Below are 20,238 nucleotides of genomic sequence, written 5' to 3'. Positions count from 1 at the left end.
CCCGTCGCGCGTCTCGTGAGAACGGGCTCAGTGGCCGCCCTGCTCCTTGAAGCGCTTGTAGGACCGCTCGATCTCGATCTCGGCGTCGGTCCGGCCGACCCAGTTGGCGCCCTCCACCGACTTGCCCGGCTCCAGGTCCTTGTAGACCTCGAAGAAGTGCTGGATCTCCAGACGGTCGAACTCCGACACGTGATGGATGTCGCGCAGGTGCTCCACGCGCGGGTCCGTCGACGGGACGCACAGCAGCTTGTCGTCGCCGCCGGCCTCGTCGGTCATCCGGAACATGCCGATCGCGCGGCAGCGGATCAGGCAGCCGGGGAACGTCGGTTCGTCGAGAATGACCAGCGCGTCCAGCGGGTCGCCGTCCTCGCCGAGGGTGTTCTCGACGAAGCCGTAGTCGGTCGGGTAGGCGGTCGAGGTGAAGAGGCGACGGTCCAGGCGGATCCGACCCGTCTCGTGGTCCACCTCGTACTTGTTCCGCGAACCCTTCGGGATCTCGATCGTGACGTCGAACTCCACCGGTGGCTCCTCCATGATCAGCACATAGTTCTGGTGGTTAAGTGTCCCTCACGCAGGTGTGTGATCGCGAAAGGGGCTGGTGGTCGTGCCAGAGCTGAGGCCTTGGCGGGCCGCGAGACCGCATGTCGTGCGGGTCGCGGACGCCGTACGACCGCGTCTCGCACGGGCCGCGGCGACCGTACGGCCGCGTCTGGCGGGTGTCGCCACGGCCGCCGGGCCACGGATCGCGCGGCCGGCGGCCCGGCCGGGCACCTGGTCGAAGACCTGGCGGTTCACCGTGGTCGCGGCCGCCACCGGGATGGCACTGGCCGCCGGTGCGGTGACCGCCGCGGGTCCCTGGGACTCCACAGGCCAGCGTACGGCCGAGCGGGACCGGGCCGTGGCCCTGGAGTCCGCGCGTGGCACAGATCACGGCGGCACCCGCGGCAACGCCGGCACGCCGCCCCGTGGCCCCCGGGCGGCCCCCAGCGCCCCCTCCGTGCTCACCGGTCTCGGCGACGGCGCCACCACCGTGCGGTCGGCGCCCGGCGGCAAGGCCCTCGCGGGCACCCTCACCCCGCTGCTGAAGGCCCCGGAGCTCGGCCGCCACTCCGCCGCCGTGGTCGACGTGTCCACCGGCAGAAAGCTGTACGCCCACGGCTCCGGCGACGCGCTCACCCCCGCCTCCACCACGAAGATCGTCACCGCCGCGGCCGTACTCACCGCCCTGGGCCCCGACCACCGCCTGACCACCCGCACCACCTTCGAACCCGACACGAAAGAGGTCATCCTCGTCGGCGGCGGCGACCCCACCCTCACCGCCCGGAAGAAGAACGACACGGGCTCGGCGAGCCTGCGCGACCTCGCCGAGCGGACCGCCGCCGCCCTGGCCGAACGCGGCGTACGGGAGGTGACCCTGTCCTACGACACCACCCTCTACGCGGGCGGCGACAGGCACCCGATCGGGGTCAACCCCAACCTCGCCGCCGTCGTCCCCCTGATGGCCGACGAGGCCCGTGCCGACGACTCCGACAGCGGCCCCGCGGACCGCGTCGCCGACCCCGCGGCCGACGCCGCGCGGAAGTTCGGCGAGTTCCTGAAGGAACGCGGCATCAAGGCCACGCCGCCCGGCCCGTCGAAGTCCACGACCCGCGCCGGCACCCTCGCCACGGTGTCCTCGCCCCCGCTCGCCACCCTGGTCGAACGGATGCTCACCGACAGCGACAACGACCTCGCCGAGGCCCTCGCCCGCCAGACCGCGATCGCGACCGGCGAACGCGCCGACTTCGCGGGCGCCGCCGCCGCCCTCCGCACCCAGCTCGAGAAGCTCCGGGTCCCCCTGGAAGGGGCCGTGCTCAAGGACGGCAGCGGACTCAGTCGCGACAACCGGCTCACCGGCGACCTCCTCACCGCGCTGCTGGTGAAGTCCGGCGACCCCGCCCACCCCGAGCTGCGGTCCGTCCTCACCGGTCTGCCCGTCGCGGGCTTCACCGGCACCCTCACCGGCCGCTACGCCGACGGCGCGGCCGGCCTCGTCCGCGCCAAGACGGGCACCCTCACCGGCGTCAACGCCCTGGCGGGCACCGTCGTCGACAAGGAGGGGCGACTGCTCGCCTTCGCCTTCCTGGCGACCGGCACCAGCAGCCCCACGGCGGCCCAGACGGCCCTGGACAAGGCGGCCACGGCCCTGGCGGCGTGCGGCTGCCGGTGACCTGCGGGGCGGCCGGAACGGCCGCCCCGTCGCCCTGCCCCGCGCCGCCGTACTCACGTACCGTTGCAACATGACGAGTTTCGGTGGTGCTGCCTCTTCCGGGATGGTCGACTGGGATCTCGCGGTCGCGACCGCGACCCGGCTCATGCGGCCGGGCCCCGATGTGAGCCGGGACGACGCCAGGGCCGTGGTCTCGGAACTGCGCCGGCACGCGAAGGCGTCCGAGGAGCACGTCCGGGGCTTCACCCGGCTGGGCACCGAGGAGATCCACGACACCCCGGTCCTCGTCGTCGACCGCCCGGGCTGGGTGCGGGCCAACGTCGCAGGTTTCCGTGAACTCCTCAAACCGCTGCTCGACAAGATGCAGGAGCGGCGAGGCAGTTCCCCCGGAGGGGCGCTCCTGGGCACCGTCGGCGGCAAGGTCACCGGCGTCGAACTGGGCATGCTGCTGTCCTTCCTGGCCTCACGCGTCCTCGGCCAGTACGAGACCTTCGCCCCCGCCACCCGCGACCTGCCGGCCGGTGGCCCGGCCGACGCCCCGAACGGCGGCGGCCGGCTGCTGCTCGTAGCCCCCAACATCGTCCACGTCGAACGCGAGCTCGACGTGCACCCGCACGACTTCCGGCTGTGGGTGTGCCTGCACGAGGAGACGCACCGCACCCAGTTCTCCGCCGTGCCCTGGCTGCGCGACCATCTGGAGGGCGAGATCCAGTCGTTCCTGGCGGAGACCGACGTCGACCCGATGACCGTTCTGGAGCGCGTCCGCGAGGCCGTCCAGTCCTTCGCCGGAGGCCGGCCCGAGGGCGAGGAGGGCGAGGCGGCCGACGAGGGACGCTCCCTGGTCGAACTCGTGCAGACCCCCGCCCAGCGGGAGATCCTCGGCCGCCTCACGGCGGTGATGTCCCTGCTGGAGGGGCACGCCGACTTCGTGATGGACGGCGTCGGCCCCGAGGTCGTGCCGAGCGTCGCCGAGATCCGCGAGAAGTTCCAGCAGCGCCGCGCGAAGGGCGCCTCCCGCCTGGACCTGGCGCTGCGCAAACTGCTCGGCCTGGACGCCAAACTCCGCCAGTACCGCGACGGCGAACGCTTCGTCCGCGCGGTCGTCGACGAGGTCGGCATGGACGGCTTCAACCGGGTGTGGACCTCGCCCAACACCCTCCCCACCAAGGCGGAGATCGCCGAACCGGCGGAATGGATCACGCGTGTGCACCGCAAACCCGAGTCCTGAACCCGGCGCGCGCGCCCAGCGTGAAGTCGGCGCGCGCCCGGCATCGTGAAACCGGCGCGTGTCCACCATGAAGCCGATCCGGCCGACGGCAGACGGATGACCCTGTAATCACCCGTCCGAGGGACCGTGAGCGAAGAGTAAGCGTGCAATGCTCGGGTAACGGCCCGACTCTGTCACCATTTACACACTCTGAGTGACCGACTCGAGCCCACGCCCCCTGACAACTTCATGAAGGGAACCGGACATGGGTCCCCATCCTGCGGTCGCGGCGATACGCCTGGCGGTGCGCCGCGTACTCCACGACATCCTCGACGAACACAGCCGAATCCCCGACGAAGTCGGCCGCACTCCCGGTCGGCCCCCGCACGACCCCCGGCACGACTCCCCGCACGACTCCCCGCACGACCGAGAGTCGTCCCCCCTCGTGCTCGTGGCCTGCTCCGGCGGCGCCGACTCCATGGCCCTCGCCTCCGCCCTCGCCTTCGAGGCCCCACGGCTGGGCCTGCGGGCCGGCGGTGTCACCGTCGACCACGGCCTCCAGGCCGACTCCGATCTGCGCGCCGCCGAAGTGGTCCTGCGCCTGCGCGAACTGGGCCTCGCACCCGTGGAGTCCGTCGCCGTCAGCGTCGGCCGCGAGGGCGGCCCCGAGGCCGCCGCCCGCGACGCCCGCTACGCCGCCCTCGACGCCGCGGCCGAACGGCACGGGGCCGCCGCCGTCCTGCTCGGACACACCCGCGACGACCAGGCGGAAACCGTCCTGCTGGGCCTCGCCCGCGGCTCCGGCATCCGTTCCCTGTCCGGAATGGCCGCGGTCTCGGGGGCCGCCGGCCGTTACCGCAGGCCGTTCCTCCGGCTCGACCGGCAGACGGCCCGCAAGGCCTGCCTGGTCCAGTCCCTCCACGTCTGGGACGACCCGCACAACACCGACCCCACCTACACCCGTTCCCGGCTGCGCCACGAGGGCCTGCCCGCTCTGGAGAAGGCGCTCGGCAAGGGCGTCGTCGAGGCGCTCGCCCGGACGGCCCAGCTCTCCCGCGACGACGCCGACGCCCTCGACGCCTGGGCCGGCCGGGCCGAGGCCGGCGTCCGCGACGCGGACGGCCGCCTGGAGTGCGCCGGGCTCCACGCGCTTCCGCCCGCCGTGCGCCGCCGTGTGCTGCGCCGCGCCGCCATCGACGCGGGAGCCCCGGCCGGTTCGCTGTTCGCCCGGCACATCGAGGAGGTCGACCGGCTGATCACCGGCTGGCGCGGCCAGGGGGCCATCAATCTGCCCGGTCGGGTCGTCGCCCGTCGCCAGGGTGGCAGACTGGTGATTCGGCAAGGCTGAAAAACGTGCCCTCGGCAGCGCCGCGGACGGCACGGGACAGCCGCTGGGACGACCGAAAGTGATGCGGGTGGACGCGAAAGACATGGGTGCCGACCTCGAGAAGGTGCTCATCAACAAGGAAGAGATCGACGCCAAGCTGGCTGAGCTGGCCGCGAAGATCGACGCGGAGTACGCGGGCAAGGAACTGCTGATCGTCGGAGTCCTCAAGGGCGCCGTGATGGTCATGGCCGACCTCGCCCGGGCGCTGTCCACCCCCGTCACCATGGACTGGATGGCCGTATCCTCGTATGGGGCGGGCACCCAGTCCTCCGGTGTGGTGCGGATCCTCAAGGACCTCGACACCGACATCAAGGGCAAGCACGTCCTGATCGTCGAGGACATCATCGACTCCGGCCTGACCCTGTCGTGGCTGATCTCGAACCTCGGCTCGCGCGAGCCCGCCTCCCTCAAGGTGTGCACACTGCTGCGCAAGCCCGAGGCCGCCAAGGTCAACATCGATGTGGAATGGGTCGGTTTCGACATTCCCAACGAGTTCGTCGTCGGATATGGCCTCGACTACGCCGAGAAGTACCGCAACCTCCCGTTCGTCGGTACGCTCGCGCCTCACGTCTACGGCGGCTGAGTCACCCGGCCCGGAGCGCCGTATGTGATCGGGAACCCCGGCGGGTCCCGCTCCGTTGGAGCATGCGTGGACGCGATTGCCAGCAGTCCCACGCAGCTTCGGCGGGCGATGCTGGGGTACCGTCCGAAGAACAGTCTTTATCAAACTCACTATGGCAGGAGGGACGGGGCGACACCGCTCCGTATGGATGGACGTGAAGCGATACTTCCGTGGGCCGGTCATGTGGATCGTGCTGGCCGTCCTCGCCGTGGTCGTGTTGATGCAGGTCGTCGGCTCGTCCGGCGGCTACAAGACGGTGGACACCGGCCAGGTGGTCCAGGCGATCAACCAGAACAAAGTCGAGTCGGCCAAGCTGACCACCGGCGACGAGCAGATCATCAAGGTCGAGCTCAAGCCCGGTGAGAAGATCAAGGACAGCTCGAAGATCCAGGCGAGCTACATCGGTGACCAGGGCGTCACCATCGCCAACACGCTGCAGGACAAGTACCAGAACAAGCAGATTCCGGACGGTTACACGGTTTCGCCGTCCAAGCAGAACCCGTTCGTGAGCATTCTGCTGTCGCTGCTGCCCTTCGTCCTCATCGTCGTGGTCTTCCTGTTCCTGATGAATCAGATGCAGGGCGGCGGCTCCCGCGTCATGAACTTCGGCAAGTCCAAGGCGAAGCTCATCACCAAGGACACCCCGAAGACGACGTTCGCCGACGTCGCGGGATCGGACGAGGCGGTCGAGGAACTCCACGAGATCAAGGAGTTCCTGCAGGAGCCGGCGAAGTTCCAGGCCGTCGGGGCGAAGATCCCCAAGGGCGTGCTGCTGTACGGCCCGCCCGGAACCGGCAAGACCCTGCTCGCGCGTGCCGTCGCGGGCGAGGCCGGAGTCCCCTTCTACTCGATCTCCGGTTCCGACTTCGTCGAGATGTTCGTCGGTGTCGGTGCCTCCCGGGTCCGTGACCTGTTCGAGCAGGCCAAGGCCAACGCCCCGGCGATCGTCTTCGTCGACGAGATCGACGCGGTCGGCCGCCACCGCGGCGCCGGCCTCGGCGGTGGTCACGACGAGCGCGAGCAGACCCTGAACCAGCTCCTCGTCGAGATGGACGGCTTCGACGTCAAGGGCGGCGTGATCCTCATCGCCGCCACGAACCGCCCGGACATCCTCGACCCGGCCCTCCTGCGCCCCGGCCGCTTCGACCGCCAGATCGCGGTCGACCGCCCGGACATGCAGGGCCGGCTGGAGATCCTCAAGGTCCACCAGAAGGGCAAGCCGGTCGCCCCGGACGTCGACCTGGCGGCCGTCGCCCGCCGTACCCCCGGCATGACCGGTGCCGACCTGGCCAACGTGCTGAACGAGGCCGCGCTGCTGACCGCGCGCAGCGATCAGAAGCTGGTCGACAACCACATGCTGGACGAGGCGATCGACCGTGTGGTCGCGGGCCCGCAGAAGCGGAGCCGGATCATGTCGGACAAGGAGAAGAAGATCACCGCGTACCACGAGGGCGGACACGCCCTGGTCGCGGCGGCCTCACCGAACTCCGACCCCGTCCACAAGATCACGATCCTGTCCAGAGGCCGTGCCCTCGGCTACACGATGGTGCTGCCGGACGAGGACAAGTACTCGACCACGCGCAACGAGATGCTGGACCAGCTGGCCTACATGCTGGGTGGCCGGGCGGCCGAGGAGCTCGTCTTCCACGACCCGACCACCGGTGCGGCCAACGACATCGAGAAGGCCACCGGCCTGGCCCGCGCGATGGTCACGCAGTACGGCATGACCGAGCGTCTCGGCGCGATCAAGTTCGGCGGCGACAACTCCGAACCGTTCCTCGGACGTGAGATGGCTCACCAGCGCGACTACTCGGAGGAGATCGCCGCGCTGGTCGACGAAGAGGTCAAGAAGCTCATCGAGACCGCGCACAACGAGGCGTGGGAGATCCTGGTCGAGAACCGCGACGTGCTCGACAACCTGGTCCTCGCCCTCCTGGAGCGGGAGACGCTGGGCAAGGAGGAGATCGCCGAGATCTTCGCGCCGATCGTCAAGCGCCCGCCCAGGCCCGCCTGGACCGGTTCCTCCCGCCGTACGCCGTCCACCCGCCCGCCGGTGCTCTCCCCCAAGGAGCTGGCACTGACGAACGGGGCGAACGGCGCGACGCCGGCCATCTCCACCGTGAAGAGCACCGCCGCGGAATCCGCGCCGGCGCCCGAGCGGACCCCGGAGGACCGCCCCGAGAGCTGACCGGCTCTCCCGGTGGCCCCGCCGGGCCCGGAATGAACGCCGCGCCCCCCAGGTTCTAGCCTGGGGGGCGCGGCTTTTGTGTATCCGCAGTCGAGACGCGTACCCCTGACGCGCGCAGGCACAGGAACGAGGCACCACATGACCGACCCCGTGACGCTGGACGGCGAGTTCACCTTCGGCGAGTTCGACGAGAAGCGAGCCGAGAACGCCGTACGCGAGCTGCTGATCGCGGTCGGTGAGGACCCCGACCGGGAGGGGCTGCAGGAGACACCGGCCAGGGTGGCACGGGCGTACAAGGAGATATTCGCCGGCCTGTGGCAGAAGCCCGAGGACGTGCTGACGACCACGTTCGACATCGGTCACGACGAGATGGTGCTCGTGAAGGACATCGAGGTGTACTCGACGTGTGAGCACCATCTGGTGCCGTTCCGCGGCGTGGCCCACGTCGGCTACATCCCGGCCACCAGCGGCAAGATCACGGGGCTGTCGAAGCTGGCCCGGCTCGTGGACGTCTACGCCCGGCGACCGCAGGTGCAGGAACGGCTCACCACCCAGATCGCGGACTCCCTGATGGAGATACTGGAGCCGCGCGGAGTGATCGTGGTCGTGGAGTGCGAGCACATGTGCATGTCGATGCGGGGCATCCGCAAGCCCGGCGCGAAGACCCTCACGTCGGCCGTGCGCGGCCAGCTGCGGGACGCGGCGACGCGCAACGAGGCGATGAGCCTGATCATGGCGCGCTGACCGGGGACGGACCCGCGCGGGAACGGTCCCGGGGACCGCGGTCCCCGGAACCGGACCCTGGAATGCGTCTCAGGCCGCCGGGGCCGTGCCCCTGCCGTTGCGGTGGTCGTCGTCGTCCTCCGGGAGCCTGCAGACCCGCTCCAGGAAGAGGGCGGCCGCTATGACGGCGATCCCCGCCAGGACCGAGGCGCCGGCGTAGATGGCCTGGTCGCGGCGGGCCGGGATGTCGAGGGACTCCAGGAGGAAGACGCCGGTGCCGCCGTACATCCCGGCGACCAGGGCGGCGACCAGGGCGCTGGCCTGGCCGAAGACGACCGCGCGGGCCGCCATCATGGGGTCGACGCCCTTCGCTTCGGGACGGCGCTCGCGCTGGGCCTTGAGACGGGCGCGGAGAGAGAGCGCCGTGGCCGTGAGGACCACGGCGATCAGGGCGAGGACGATGGGCGCGGCCACCGGGACGCTCGGCAGCGTGCCGAAGGAGTTCCAGAGGCGGGCGACGGCCCAGGACAGGATCCCGGCCACGACGAAGACGCCGGCCAGCACCCTGATGCGCAGCTCTCTCACGGTGTCCCCTCGGTTCCCCCGGTGCCCCGGAATGCGGTCGTGTCGACCTTAACGGCTATTCGGGCAGCCGAAGTTCCAGGTCGGCCCGGGGCAGGACGCCTTCTCGGCCGACCGCGCCCAGCAGGGCGGCGACGGGGCCGCGTCCGGGGAGAACGGCCTCGGGGTCGACGTCGTGCCAGGGGGCCAGTACGAAGGCGCGCTCGTGGGCGCGGGGGTGGGGAAGGGTCAGCCGCGGGTCGTCGGACAGGAGGTCCGCGTAGGCGACGATGTCCACGTCCAGGGTGCGCGGACCCCAGCGCTCGTCGCGGACCCGGTGGAAGGCCTCCTCGATCGCGTGCGCCCGCTCCAGCAGGGAGGACGGGGGGAGGGTGGTCCTCAGGGCCACGACCGCGTTGAAGTACGAGGGCTGGCTGCCGGGCTCGACACCCCACGGCTCCGTCTCGTACACGGGGGACACCGCTTTGACGCGGACGCCCGGGGTGTCCTCCAGGGCGTCGACGGCCCCCTGAAGGGTCTCCAGCCGGTTGCCGAGGTTGGCGCCGAGGGCGATCACGGCCTGCTTCGGGTTCTGCAGGGTGCTGTCGGCGGCGTCGACCCGCTCCGTCACGGAGGCGGGGACCGGCTGAACGGTCGGGTCGGTGTGGCCCTGGGCGGAAGGCCTGGTCATACGCGGCTCCGGGTGATGGTGATGGTCACGTCGTCGAAGGGCACGGTGATCGGCGCGTCCGGCTTGTGGACGCGGACCTCGACCTCCCGGACCATGTCGTGCTCGAGGCAGACCCGGGCGATGCGCTCGGCGAGCGTCTCGATGAGGTTCACCGGCTCGCCCTCGACGACCGCCACGACCTCCTCCGCCACGATCCCGTAGTGCACGGTCTTCGTCAGGTCGTCGTCGGTCGCGGCCGGTCGGGTGTCCAGGCCGAGGACGAGGTCGACGACGAAGGTCTGGCCCTCCTCGCGTTCCTTGGGGAACACACCGTGGTGCCCACGGGCCTTCAGGCCGTGCAGCGCGACACGATCCACACGAATCCACTCCTGTAGTCGGTCAGTCGGTCAGTCGTCCAGCTCGTCGGTCCGCCGGTCGATGCCGTGCGGGCGGCACACCTGCCTCGGTCGAATCTACCTGCGGGCACCGACAGGACCGGCCATGAGGGGGCGCCGGTCCGGGCTGTACCAGGAGGATTCACCCTGTGTTTTCCCGGTTTTCCCGGGAAGACCCGGGGCTCACGGGTCGGTGGCGGCCCCTACCCGCACGGCCGTGATTCCGGCCACTTCCCGGTGGCCCCGGTCGTGAGTGGTGACCGGCTGCCTGCCGGGGCACTAGGCGGGGGAGTCGGTGTCGTCCGGGGTGTCGGTGTCGTCGGGGGGTTCGTCCTCGCCGTTCTCGGCGAGGACGGGGGAGGCGTGGTGGGACCAGAGCTTCCAGCCCGCGGGGGTACGCCGGTAGATGTTGGTGGCGACGACCAGCTGGCCGACCAGGGGGCCGAGCTCCTCGCCCACCTTCGGCGCGGGACCGCCGCTGAGGATGTTCTCGGTGCAGGTCACCAGGGCGGTGTCGCCGGTGACGGAGACATGCACGTCGGTGAGGAAGAACTGGATGTAGTCGGTGTTCGCCATGATCAGGGCGTACGACCGGAGCACCTCGCCGCGGCCGGTGAGCACCGGCCAGCCGGGGTGCACGCAGGAGACCACTCCGGTGTCCGCCGGGTCGTGGTAGGTCTCGTCGACACCCAGGTCGGCCGGGGTGAGCCAGAGCGACGCCACCTCCTCGAAGTCACCCTGCTCGAGTGCCTCGTAGAAGGCGGCGTTGGTGGCCTCGACCTGCTCGACGTCGGTGTGAGGCGCGCTCACCGGGCTCCTTCCGCACCGTGCGGGGCGGGCTCGGGGCGCGTGCCGTCCGGGGTGCGCGCCTGTTCGACGGCGCGTACGACCCGTACGGCGTCCGCGGTGGCGCGCACCTCGTGCACGCGGACTGCCCAGGCGCCGCCCTGCGCGGCGAGGGCGGAGACGGCGGCGGTGGCCGCGTCACGTTCCCGGGCGGGCGGGGGCGTGCCGTCGGGCCCGGCCAGGACCTGGCCGAGGAACCGCTTGCGGGACGCGGCCACGAGCAGCGGGTGACCGAGCGCCCGGAGGCGGTCGAGCCGGGCGAGGAGGGCGAGGTCGTGGCCGGTGTCCTTGGAGAAGCCGAGTCCGGGGTCGACGATCACGCGGTCGGCCGCGACGCCGGCCTCCAGCACCGCCGCCACGCGCGCGTGGAGCTCGTCGACGACCTCGGTGACGATGTCGTCGTACGCGCCCTTGACGTTGCCGCCCTCCAGCAGGCCGCGCCAGTGCATGACGACGAAGGGGGCGCCGGCGGCGGCGACGACACGGAGCATGTCGGGATCGGCGAGACCGCCGCTCACGTCGTTGACGAGCGCGGCGCCGGCCGTGAGGGACTGTTCGGCGACCGAGGCGCGCATGGTGTCGACGGAGATCGTGACGCCCTCGGCGGCGAGGCCGCGGACCACGGGGATGACGCGCTTGAGTTCCTCGGCCTCGTCGACGCGGGTGGCGCCGGGGCGGGTGGACTCGCCGCCGACGTCTATCAGGTCGGCACCCTGGGCAACCAGGTCGAGGCCGCGTTTGACGGCGGTCGTCGTGTCGAACCAGCGGCCACCGTCGGAGAAGGAGTCGGGGGTCACGTTCACCACGCCCATGACCGCGCAGCGGTCCCAGTGGGGAAGGCCCGCGACGTGGAGATGTCCGCTGCTGTTGCTCATATGTTCAGCGTATGCCCCGGGCGCGGCCCGGGAGACCCGGACCCTGGGGGACCTGGACCCGGAAGACCCGGAAGATCCGGAAGATCTGGAAGACCTTAAGGGGAGCGGGGCCCGTGCCTCCGTCCGAACCTCCGGCCGGTATTTCCTCAGCGGATCTCGTCGGTCTTCCCGGAAAGTGGTGACCCGCCCCTTCTCGCGAAAATGATCTTGCATATTCGCGTGCCGGGCCTATTCACGGTTCGGCGGAGTTCCCTGACGCCCTGTGAAAGCCTCGGTGTGGCTTTGTTTTTACGGGGCGGGGCTCCATCATTCGCCTACGCGCGGTAAGTTTCTGGCCATGCCACGTGGACGTCACCGCCATTCCCCGCCCCTGCACAGGATGCTGCCCCCGTCGGCGATCGCAGGCGTCTCCCTCGTCTGCGCCCTGGGGCCCTGGGTGTTCACACAACCGATGACGCTTCGCCTCCTGGCCGCCGCCGCGGCGGCCACGGCGATCATCGGTGCGGTCGTCATGCGGCACTGGGACATCCTGGCCGGCAAGCAGGTCGCCGACCTCACGCGCGCGCGGGCCGGTGACGAGTGGCGGTTCGAGGAGCGGATCGCCGAACTGGAGGCCGACCTCGACGAGTCGCGCGAACTGCGCGTCAAGCTGGAGCAGCGGCTGCGCGCCAAGCGCGCGGAGCTGGCCGGGCTGCGCAACGAGCACGCGGCACTGCTCCGGCGGTACGCCGCCGCGGAGACCGAGCGGGCGAGCGTTCTGGAGGAACGCCGGGTGCTCGAGATCGAGGCGGCGGTACCGGCCCGTGCGCTGCCGGCGGGGCCTTCGGCGCGGTCCGGTGACGAGACCGCCGGGACGGTGTCCGTGCCGGCGGCCAGGAGCGAGGATGGAACCGCGGGCGGGGCCGCGGTGCAGGAAGCGACCGGAGCGGAAGCGGTCGGGGCGGAGCCGACGGCTCCCGCGGTCTTCTCGCCCGAGGGCTCCAAGCTGTTCCTGCGGGCCGAGGCGGCGCTGGCCCGGCTCGGCGACGACGCACGGGAGGAGCACCACGACACTCCCGAGGGTGACGCCTCCGAGGACGACTCCCCCAAGGGCGACGGCCCCGAGCCCGCGAGGAAGCGGAAGCCGGAGCAGCCGCGGAAGGACGGGACGGAGGGGCAGCCGAGGGCGGTCGGCGAGCACGAGCGCGCGGCTTCCTCCGGCCCGGGTACCGACACCGGCACCGGCACCGCGCCCGAGGAGCCGTCCCAGCCCGAGCAGTCGGCTCCGTCGGCCCCGCCGGGCCGCTCGGTGCAGCCCTCCGGGCACTTCACCGTGCCGACCGCGGTCGCGGTCGTACCGCCGACGGAGCCCGTCCGGCGTCCGGTGACCGGCGGCGGGTTCGACTTCTTCGGTACGCAGAAGGACGAGGGACCCGGCCGGGAGGGCGTCCAGAACGAGGACCTCGCCGATGTCGTCGGCCAGGAGGCCCTGGCCCTGCACAAGCCCGAGGACGACGGAGAGTTCAAGCCGGCCGATGAGGACGCACGGGCCGTCGGCCAGGTCATTGATCTGACGGCGCACGACGAGCCGGAAGAGGACGGCACGGCCGGCCCGGACGGCACAGCCGACGCGGCGGTCGGCACCGAGGGACTGCGCAGCGCGGTCTCCTGAAGCACCGCACGCGTTTCCGGGGGTTTTCCGGGTTCCGGGGTTCGGAGTCAGGCCATCCAGCGGTCCGGGAGGGCGTCCCTGCGGCCGGTCCGGGAACGTTCCGCCTGGGACCGCAGCAGCTCCGCGGCCTCGCCGGCGTCCCGGAGCCGGGCCGTCACGGACTCGTCGGCCCCGGTGTCCACATGGACGTCCGCGACGCCCCGGGCGCGCTGCCAGGGCCCCTTGACCAGCCGTACGCTCTGCACCTTGGCGTGCGGCACCAGGGCGACGGTCCGGCTCAGCAGGCCGTGCCGCGCGGCGAACACGGCGTCGGTGACGGCGAGCCCGTAGCCGCGCCACCACACCGGCACGCACCACCGGGCGCGCCGCGGCGGCCGGGACAGTTCCGCGTGCGACGGCACGTGGACGCCGGGGAGCACGCGCGCGACGACGGACTCGGCGATCTCGCGCGGAGCGACCGGCAGCAGCAGGGAGTTGGACGAGCCGGCCACGTCGAGTTCGACCCGTACCCAGCCCAGGCGCCGCCACAGCAGCGGCTCCACGAGCCGCACGGTCTGCACCCGTCCCGGCGGCACCGTCTCGTGCGCCCGGTCCAGCAGCCCGTGGTCGATCCGCAGTCCGTCGGGCGACTCGCCCAGGGTCCAGTCGTACTCGGTGACGAACCGGCCGACGCTGCTCGCACCCGCCGCGCCGAACAGCGGTACCACGGCGGCGAGGACCGTCCACAGGCTGTGGGTGGCCATCCACAGCAGCGGCACCACGACGAGGGCGGCGATCAGCCAGACCCAGGTCGAGGCGGTCAGCACGAGGGAGAGGGCGAGGACGCCGGGCGGCACGCGCAACAGCTGCCGGGACGGCGCCTCGCCGACCTCATGTGCCGTCTCGGGTGCGAAACCCGCCGCCCGCGCGAGCAGTTCGGCGCGCAGTGCGCGGGCGTGATCGGCACCCAGGAAGGCCAGTTCGTCCTTCTTGTCGGTGCCGATGACGTCGAGTCTGAGTTTCGACACGCCCGCGATCCGCGCGAGCAGCGGCTGGGTGACGTCGATGGCCTGGATCCGCTCCAGCCGGATGTGCGCGGTGCGGCGGAACAACAGCCCGGTGCGGATGCGCAGTTCGCTGTCGGTCACCGCGAAATGGGTGAACCACCAGGTCAGGAAGCCGTAGAGGGCGGCGGCCGGGATGAGGACGCCGAGACCGATCAGCAGGGTCGTCGTGGTCAGCCGGGTCAGCTGACGCTGCGCCTGGTCCGGGTCGTGCAGCGCCCACCCGATGACGACCGCTATGGGTGCCCACGCCCGCCTGAGCGGCGTGACGGGGTGCAGCCGGCGCTCGATCACCGGGCGTCGCCCGCGTACGTCCTCGTGGACCTCCGGGGCCCTCACAGCCCCGCCGATCGGGCCTCGCCCAGCTCCGTGAGCCGGTCGCGCAGCCGTTCGGCCTCGGCCGGGTCGAGGCCGGGGATGGTGGCGTCGGTCGCCGCGGCCGCCGTGTGCAGCTGCACGCTGGCCAGCCCGAAGTGCCGTTCGACGGGACCGGAGGTGACCTCCACCAGCTGCATCCGCCCGTACGGCACGACCGTCTCCTCGCGCCACAGGACGCCCCGGCTGATCAGCAGGTCGTCGGCGCGCTCGGCGTACCGCCAGGAGCGCCAGTTGCGCTCCAGCATCACCCAGCCCCAGGCCAGCACGGCCAGCGGCAGCACGGCGAAGCCGGCCCAGCCGGGCCCGGCCAGCAGTCCCGGGACCAGCCCGGCGGCCAGGGCGAGCGACCCGAGCCACACCACGAGCATCAGCCGGCGCAGCTTCAACAGCCCCGGTGGCAGCGCGATCCACTGCGGTCCGTCGCCGGGGCTCACCGGCTCCACCGCTGTCCCCGTGTCGTGCGGGTTCCCCGTCTCCATGGGCCCAGCGTACGTAGGCCCCGGTGTGCGCAGGCCCCTGCGTGCGTGGGGGAGACTGTGGTCATGACTCCTACGACGGAGACCACGGTCGGCATCGGCGGCGCCGCGGAGAGCACCGACATGGTGCTCAACATCGGGCCCCAGCATCCGTCCACGCACGGCGTGCTGCGGCTCAAGCTCGTCCTGGACGGCGAGCTCATCAACCGCGCGGAGCCCGTGATCGGCTACATGCACCGGGGCGCGGAGAAGCTGTTCGAGGCGCGTGACTACCGCCAGATCATCATGCTGGCCAACCGTCACGACTGGCTGTCGGCGTTCTCCAACGAGCTGGGCGTGGTCCTCGGGGTGGAGCGGATGCTCGGCATGGAGGTCCCCGAGCGCGCGGTGTGGCTGCGCACGCTGCTCGCGGAGCTGAACCGGGTGCTCAACCACCTGATGTTCCTCGGTTCCTATCCGCTGGAGCTCGGCGGCATCACGCCGATCTTCTACGCCTTCCACGAGCGCGAGGAGCTCCAGCACGTCATGGAGGAGGTCTCCGGCGGCCGCATGCACTACATGTTCAACCGCGTGGGCGGCCTCAAGGAGGACCTTCCGGCGGGATGGACCACACGCGCGCGAGCCGCGGTCGCCGACGTGCGCTCCCGCATGGACCGCTTCGACGACCTGGTGCTCGGCAACGAGATCTTCCGGGGCCGCACCCGCGGGGTGGGCGTCCTCTCCGCGGACGTCGTGCACGCGTACGGCGTGAGCGGGCCGATCGCCCGTGCCTCGGGCGTCGACTTCGACCTGCGCCGCGACGAGCCGTATCTCGCCTACGGCGAACTGGGTGACGTCCTGAAGGTCGTGACCCGTGAGGAGGGCGACTGCCTCGCCCGCTTCGAGTGCCTCCTGGAGCAGACCTACAACTCCCTCGACCTCGCCGACGCCTGCCTCGACCGGCTCGCCGACCTGCCGCCGGGACCGGTCAACCAGCGGCTCCCGAAGGTCCTCAAGGCGCCCGAGGGGCACACCTACGCGTGGACCGAGAACCCGCTCGGCATCAACGGGTACTACCTGGTCAGCAAGGGCGAGAAGACGCCGTACCGGCTGAAGCTGCGCTCGGCGTCGTACAACAACATCCAGGCGCTCACCGAACTGCTGCCGGGGACGCTGGTCTCGGACATGGTGGCGATCCTGGGGTCGATGTTCTTCGTGGTGGGAGACATCGACAAATAGGTGTCGGTCCGCGGGGCCGGTCCGCGGGGTCACTCCGTGAGGACGTCCGGGATGCCCACGGGCTGCAGCAGCCAGCCGAAGTCGCCGAGTCCGCCCGTCGCGATGAGTTCGGCGGCCTGGGAGGCGCCCGCGAGGGCGCGTACGTAGCCGGCGGGGTCGGCGGACGCCAGAGTGAGCGGGGGGCGCGCGCCCGTGATGCCCAGGGAGCGCAGGGCCGCCCGCTGGGTGAGCAGGCGGGCGCCGGGGAGCGCGCAGGCCGCCGCGCAGGAGTCGAGGGCGACGTGCGCGGTGATGTCGCACGACCCGTCCGGTACGGGCGTCGTCTCCCGCCCTTCCCGGAACCCCGTGAGGGTCCCGAACGGCGGGCGCGCGTCCGCCGAGTGCGCGTAGTCCACGGCGACGGCGAGCCCCCGCTCGAGCGTCCCGACCGCCGACGCCCACGCCACGTCCCGGGGCAGCCCGATCTCCGCCCGCAGCCCCTCCCCGGCCGGCAACGGCCACCACCGGGCCAGCCACTCGGCCTCCGGGCCCGTGACCGGCGCCCCGAGCCGTTCCGTGCCGTCCTCCCGGACCAGTACCAGGCGCGAGGCGCCCGCCGGGTCCACCTCGGCGACCTCCAGGGGCACGTTGTCCAGCCACTCGTTGGCGAACAGCAGTCCGGTGATCCGTTCCGGGGGCTCGGTCCGCCACTCGATCCCGCGGTCGAGTCCGCCGGGACGGCCGGCGAGTTCGACGGCGTACGCACGCACGCGCGCCGCCACCTCGGCGGGCAGTGCGGCGAGCACCCCCGTGACCAGTTCGCCCCGGCCCGCCCCCATGTCCACGAAGTCGAGCACCGAGGGCCGCCCCAGCGCCTCGTCGACCCGGCACAGCAGCCGGGCCACGGCCCCCGCGAACAGCGGTGAGGCGTGCACCGACGTACGGAAGTGCCCGGCGGGGCCCTCCGGCCGACGGTAGAAGCCGTCCGGCCCGTACAGGGCGGTCCGGGCCGCCGCCCGCCAACCGCGCCACCCGCTCGTCGTCGCTGTCACGGGGCCAGGTTAAGGGCGCGGATATGCCGGGTCTCCACCTTGCGGAGTACGCGTGCCGACCGGGGATCGGCCCTCCGGTTGACCCCTGCACGCATTTTGCTTCCCTACGCTGGGTCACGTGCAGCGCTTCTATGATTTTCTCCGCAGACACCCGACAGGGGTCGACTGCTTCTGGGCCGTGGTCCTGTTCGGGATCTCGGTGCTGGGCGGAGCGAGCGCGCAGAAGGTCGAGGGGACCGATCTGCCGGCCCTGACCGTGCCGGTCATGCTGCTGCTGTCGCTGGTCGTGGCGCTGCGCCGGCGGATGCCGGAGCGGATGCTGGTCCTGGCCGTCGTGGTGGGCGTGCTCCAGGTGATCCTCGACGTGGCGACGATGCCCGCCGACTTCGCGCTGCTGGTGATCGTCTACACGGTCGCGACCGTCGGCGCCCGCCGGGCCTCCCGGCTGGCGCTGGCCGTCGGCCTGTGCGCGGCTCCCGTGGCGCAGGCGCGCTGGCCGGTCGAGGACGTGAGCGTGGCGGGCAACATCGCCATGGTGATATTCCAGACCGTGCCCTTCGCCCTCGCCTGGGTGCTCGGCGACTCCATGCGCACCCGGCGTGCCTACTTCGCCCAGCTGGAGGAGCGCGCCGCCCGGCTGGAGAAGGAGCGCGAGGCGCAGGCCAAGGTCGCGGTCGCCGCCGAACGCGCCCGCATAGCGCGTGAACTGCACGACGTCGTCGCCCACAACGTGTCGGTGATGGTGGTCCAGGCCGACGGCGCCGCCTACGTCCTCGACGCCGCGCCCGACCAGGCGAAGAAGGCCCTGGAGACCATCTCCTCCACCGGCCGCCAGGCCCTCGCCGAGATGCGCCGCCTGCTCGGCGTACTGCGCACCGGCGAGCACGAGGAGGCAGGCGAGTACGTGCCGCAGCCCGACGTGCAGCAGATCGAGGACCTCGTCGAGCAGTGCCGGGAGTCCGGACTGCCGGTGGACTTCAAGGTCGAGGGCACCCCGCGTCCGCTGCCCAGCGGCGTCGAACTCACCGCGTACCGCATCGTGCAGGAGGCGCTCACCAACACCCGCAAGCACGGCGGGCCCGACACGGGCGCCAGTGTGCGCCTGGTGTACTTCGACGACGGTCTCGGCCTGCTGGTCGAGGACGACGGCAAGGGCGCCCCGCACGAGCTGTACGAGGAGGGCGGGTACGACGGCCAGGGCCACGGTCTGATCGGCATGCGCGAGCGGGTCGGCATGGTCGGCGGCACCCTGGACGCGGGTCCGCGGCCGGGCGGAGGATTCCGCATCAGTGTCCTGCTGCCGCTCAAGCCCGGCCCCTGACACCCGGACGCTTGCGCACGCCCGTTGTTGATACCTGTAACACTGGCCTGGAACCGGACTGGAAGAGGACCCGATGGCGATCCGCGTGATGCTCGTCGACGACCAGGTGCTGCTGCGCACCGGGTTCCGGATGGTGCTCGACGCCCAGCCGGACATGGAGGTCGTGGCGGAGGCGGGCGACGGCGTGGAGGCCCTCCAGGTGCTGCGCGCCACCGCCGTCGACGTGGTGCTCATGGACGTCCGGATGCCGAAGCTGGACGGGGTGGAGACGACCCGCCGGATCTGCGCGGACACCGACCCGCCGAAGGTGCTGATCCTGACCACCTTCGACCTCGACGAGTACGCCTTCTCCGGGCTGAAGGCCGGCGCCTCCGGCTTCATGCTCAAGGACGTGCCCCCGGGCGAACTGCTCGCCGCGATCCGCGCGGTGCACAGCGGTGACGCCGTGGTCGCGCCGTCCACCACCCGCCGGCTCCTGGACCGCTTCGCCCCCATGCTGCCGTCCACCGCCGAGCAGCCCCGGCACAAGGGGCTGGAGCGGCTCACCGAGCGGGAGCGGGAGGTCATGGTGCTGGTCGCGCAGGGCCTGTCCAACGGCGAGATCGCGGCCCGGCTGGTGCTGTCGGAGGCGACGGTGAAGACGCACGTGGGCCGCATCCTGACCAAGCTGGGGCTGCGGGACCGGGTGCAGGTGGTGGTCCTCGCCTACGAGACGGGACTGGTGCGGGCCGGCGGACACGGCTGACCGTGGGCCCCGGCGTCGGTAGGGTCGGCGCATGCTGCTGTGGATCAACGGCCCTTTCGGGGGCGGTAAGACACAAACCGCGTACGAGATACACCGTCGTCTCCCGGGCAGCGTCGTCTGTGACCCGGAGCACGCCGGATTCGGGCTGCGCCGCATGCTGCCGCCCGAACTGCGGGGAGACTTCCGGGACCTGACCTCCTGGCGGCAGGGCGTCGTCGAGGTCCTCGACCTCGCCCTGACCCGGCACGACGGCGTCGTGATCGCGCCGATGACGGTCACGGACTCCGGTCACTTCGCCGAGACGGTCGGCCGGCTGCGCGAACTCGGCCACGGCGTACACCACTTCGCCCTCCTCGCCGAACGGGAGACGGTGCTGAGGCGGCTGCGCGAACGCGGCCTCGGACGCCTGCTGCGCTCCGCCGCCGGGAAGAACGCCGTTACCCGCCAAGAGAGTCGGGCCGTGCAGCAGCTCGACCACTGTCTGGAGCGGCTCGCCGGGCCGGAGTTCGCCGAGCATCTGTGGACGGACCACACCACCGTGCCGAAGACGGCGGACCGCATCGCCGTACTGGCGGGGCTGGAACTGCGCCCCAACCGTGAGGGCCCGCTGCGCACCCGGCTGCGGCAGGCGCGCGTCGGACTCCGGCACATCCGCTTCGACTGAGGCCCCGCCGAGGCTGCCGACCCCGCGG

General features: G+C 71.7%; 20 protein-coding genes. 11 read left to right on the top strand and 9 right to left on the bottom strand.

Annotated elements, in window-relative coordinates; genetic code table 11:
• Window positions 1–27: 27 nt before the first annotated feature.
• Entirely contained in the window at window positions 28–519 is a 492-nt protein-coding gene (locus AC6F7H_RS11430; RefSeq protein WP_064731883.1) for an inorganic diphosphatase, read from the bottom strand.
• 127 nt (window positions 520–646) lie between these two features.
• On the opposite strand from AC6F7H_RS11430, the gene dacB reads away from it, so the two are divergent.
• From dacB to folE, 6 genes are all read left to right on the top strand, one after another.
• Complete coding sequence (dacB, locus tag AC6F7H_RS11425; RefSeq protein WP_500756871.1) at window positions 647–2,209, top strand: D-alanyl-D-alanine carboxypeptidase/D-alanyl-D-alanine endopeptidase; 1,563 nt, start codon at window positions 647–649, stop codon at window positions 2,207–2,209.
• Between the two features lie 70 nt (window positions 2,210–2,279).
• Complete coding sequence (locus AC6F7H_RS11420) at window positions 2,280–3,437, top strand: zinc-dependent metalloprotease (protein ID WP_500756870.1); 1,158 nt, start codon at window positions 2,280–2,282, stop codon at window positions 3,435–3,437.
• Window positions 3,438–3,681: 244 nt separating this feature from the next.
• Window positions 3,682–4,764, top strand: a complete 1,083-nt coding sequence (tilS, locus tag AC6F7H_RS11415; RefSeq protein WP_500756869.1) for a tRNA lysidine(34) synthetase TilS — start codon at window positions 3,682–3,684, stop codon at window positions 4,762–4,764.
• Window positions 4,765–4,825: 61 nt separating this feature from the next.
• Complete coding sequence (gene hpt / locus AC6F7H_RS11410; RefSeq protein ID WP_109377267.1) at window positions 4,826–5,386, top strand: hypoxanthine phosphoribosyltransferase; 561 nt, start codon at window positions 4,826–4,828, stop codon at window positions 5,384–5,386.
• A 187-nt stretch (window positions 5,387–5,573) separates the two neighbouring features.
• Entirely contained in the window at window positions 5,574–7,613 is a 2,040-nt protein-coding gene (gene ftsH, locus AC6F7H_RS11405) for an ATP-dependent zinc metalloprotease FtsH (protein ID WP_500756868.1), read from the top strand.
• A 138-nt stretch (window positions 7,614–7,751) separates the two neighbouring features.
• The gene (gene folE, locus AC6F7H_RS11400; protein ID WP_500756867.1) at window positions 7,752–8,357 is read left to right on the top strand and encodes a GTP cyclohydrolase I FolE; all 606 of its coding nucleotides are present in this window, start codon (window positions 7,752–7,754) and stop codon (window positions 8,355–8,357) included.
• Between the two features lie 69 nt (window positions 8,358–8,426).
• Here folE and AC6F7H_RS11395 read toward each other — a convergent pair whose 3' ends face one another.
• The 5 genes from AC6F7H_RS11395 to folP form a co-directional block, all read right to left on the bottom strand.
• The gene (locus tag AC6F7H_RS11395) at window positions 8,427–8,921 is read right to left on the bottom strand and encodes a DUF3180 domain-containing protein (RefSeq protein WP_500756866.1); all 495 of its coding nucleotides are present in this window, start codon (window positions 8,919–8,921) and stop codon (window positions 8,427–8,429) included.
• Between the two features lie 55 nt (window positions 8,922–8,976).
• Window positions 8,977–9,588: a 2-amino-4-hydroxy-6-hydroxymethyldihydropteridine diphosphokinase gene (folK, locus tag AC6F7H_RS11390; protein WP_500756865.1), complete on the bottom strand. Its 612-nt coding sequence runs from the start codon at window positions 9,586–9,588 to the stop codon at window positions 8,977–8,979.
• The gene (folB, locus tag AC6F7H_RS11385) at window positions 9,585–9,944 is read right to left on the bottom strand and encodes a dihydroneopterin aldolase (RefSeq protein ID WP_500756864.1); all 360 of its coding nucleotides are present in this window, start codon (window positions 9,942–9,944) and stop codon (window positions 9,585–9,587) included. The genes folK and folB overlap by 4 nt, the downstream gene beginning before the upstream one ends.
• A gap of 297 nt (window positions 9,945–10,241) precedes the next feature.
• Complete coding sequence (locus AC6F7H_RS11380; RefSeq protein ID WP_500756863.1) at window positions 10,242–10,772, bottom strand: nuclear transport factor 2 family protein; 531 nt, start codon at window positions 10,770–10,772, stop codon at window positions 10,242–10,244.
• The gene (gene folP, locus AC6F7H_RS11375) at window positions 10,769–11,683 is read right to left on the bottom strand and encodes a dihydropteroate synthase (protein WP_500756862.1); all 915 of its coding nucleotides are present in this window, start codon (window positions 11,681–11,683) and stop codon (window positions 10,769–10,771) included. Before folP ends, AC6F7H_RS11380 begins: the two co-directional genes overlap by 4 nt.
• A 337-nt stretch (window positions 11,684–12,020) precedes the next feature.
• Between folP and AC6F7H_RS11370 the strand changes: the two genes are divergently transcribed.
• Window positions 12,021–13,334, top strand: a complete 1,314-nt coding sequence (locus AC6F7H_RS11370; RefSeq protein ID WP_500756861.1) for a hypothetical protein — start codon at window positions 12,021–12,023, stop codon at window positions 13,332–13,334.
• A gap of 47 nt (window positions 13,335–13,381) precedes the next feature.
• Here AC6F7H_RS11370 and AC6F7H_RS11365 read toward each other — a convergent pair whose 3' ends face one another.
• Together AC6F7H_RS11365 and AC6F7H_RS11360 are read right to left on the bottom strand one after the other, a co-directional pair.
• Window positions 13,382–14,716, bottom strand: a complete 1,335-nt coding sequence (locus AC6F7H_RS11365) for a PH domain-containing protein (RefSeq protein WP_500756860.1) — start codon at window positions 14,714–14,716, stop codon at window positions 13,382–13,384.
• The gene (locus tag AC6F7H_RS11360) at window positions 14,713–15,234 is read right to left on the bottom strand and encodes a PH domain-containing protein (RefSeq protein WP_500756859.1); all 522 of its coding nucleotides are present in this window, start codon (window positions 15,232–15,234) and stop codon (window positions 14,713–14,715) included. The genes AC6F7H_RS11365 and AC6F7H_RS11360 overlap by 4 nt, the downstream gene beginning before the upstream one ends.
• A gap of 63 nt (window positions 15,235–15,297) precedes the next feature.
• On the opposite strand from AC6F7H_RS11360, the gene AC6F7H_RS11355 reads away from it, so the two are divergent.
• On the top strand, window positions 15,298–16,449 hold the full coding sequence (locus AC6F7H_RS11355; protein ID WP_109377278.1) for an NADH-quinone oxidoreductase subunit D: 1,152 nt from the start codon (window positions 15,298–15,300) through the stop codon (window positions 16,447–16,449).
• A 29-nt stretch (window positions 16,450–16,478) separates the two neighbouring features.
• Here AC6F7H_RS11355 and AC6F7H_RS11350 read toward each other — a convergent pair whose 3' ends face one another.
• Complete coding sequence (locus tag AC6F7H_RS11350; RefSeq protein ID WP_500756858.1) at window positions 16,479–17,480, bottom strand: SAM-dependent methyltransferase; 1,002 nt, start codon at window positions 17,478–17,480, stop codon at window positions 16,479–16,481.
• Window positions 17,481–17,598: 118 nt separating this feature from the next.
• Between AC6F7H_RS11350 and AC6F7H_RS11345 the strand changes: the two genes are divergently transcribed.
• The 3 genes from AC6F7H_RS11345 to AC6F7H_RS11335 all read left to right on the top strand — a co-directional run bounded on the left by AC6F7H_RS11345 (window position 17,599) and on the right by AC6F7H_RS11335 (window position 20,210).
• The gene (locus AC6F7H_RS11345; RefSeq protein ID WP_500756857.1) at window positions 17,599–18,801 is read left to right on the top strand and encodes a sensor histidine kinase; all 1,203 of its coding nucleotides are present in this window, start codon (window positions 17,599–17,601) and stop codon (window positions 18,799–18,801) included.
• Between the two features lie 73 nt (window positions 18,802–18,874).
• The gene (locus AC6F7H_RS11340; protein ID WP_500756856.1) at window positions 18,875–19,546 is read left to right on the top strand and encodes a response regulator; all 672 of its coding nucleotides are present in this window, start codon (window positions 18,875–18,877) and stop codon (window positions 19,544–19,546) included.
• A gap of 31 nt (window positions 19,547–19,577) precedes the next feature.
• The gene (locus tag AC6F7H_RS11335) at window positions 19,578–20,210 is read left to right on the top strand and encodes an AAA family ATPase (protein ID WP_500756855.1); all 633 of its coding nucleotides are present in this window, start codon (window positions 19,578–19,580) and stop codon (window positions 20,208–20,210) included.
• Window positions 20,211–20,238 lie beyond the last annotated feature (28 nt).

This window comes from Streptomyces sp. MMS24-W38 (assembly GCF_059889265.1).
The sequence above is the reverse complement of the archived record's forward strand: the minus strand, read 5'-3'. Positions and strand labels throughout refer to the sequence as shown.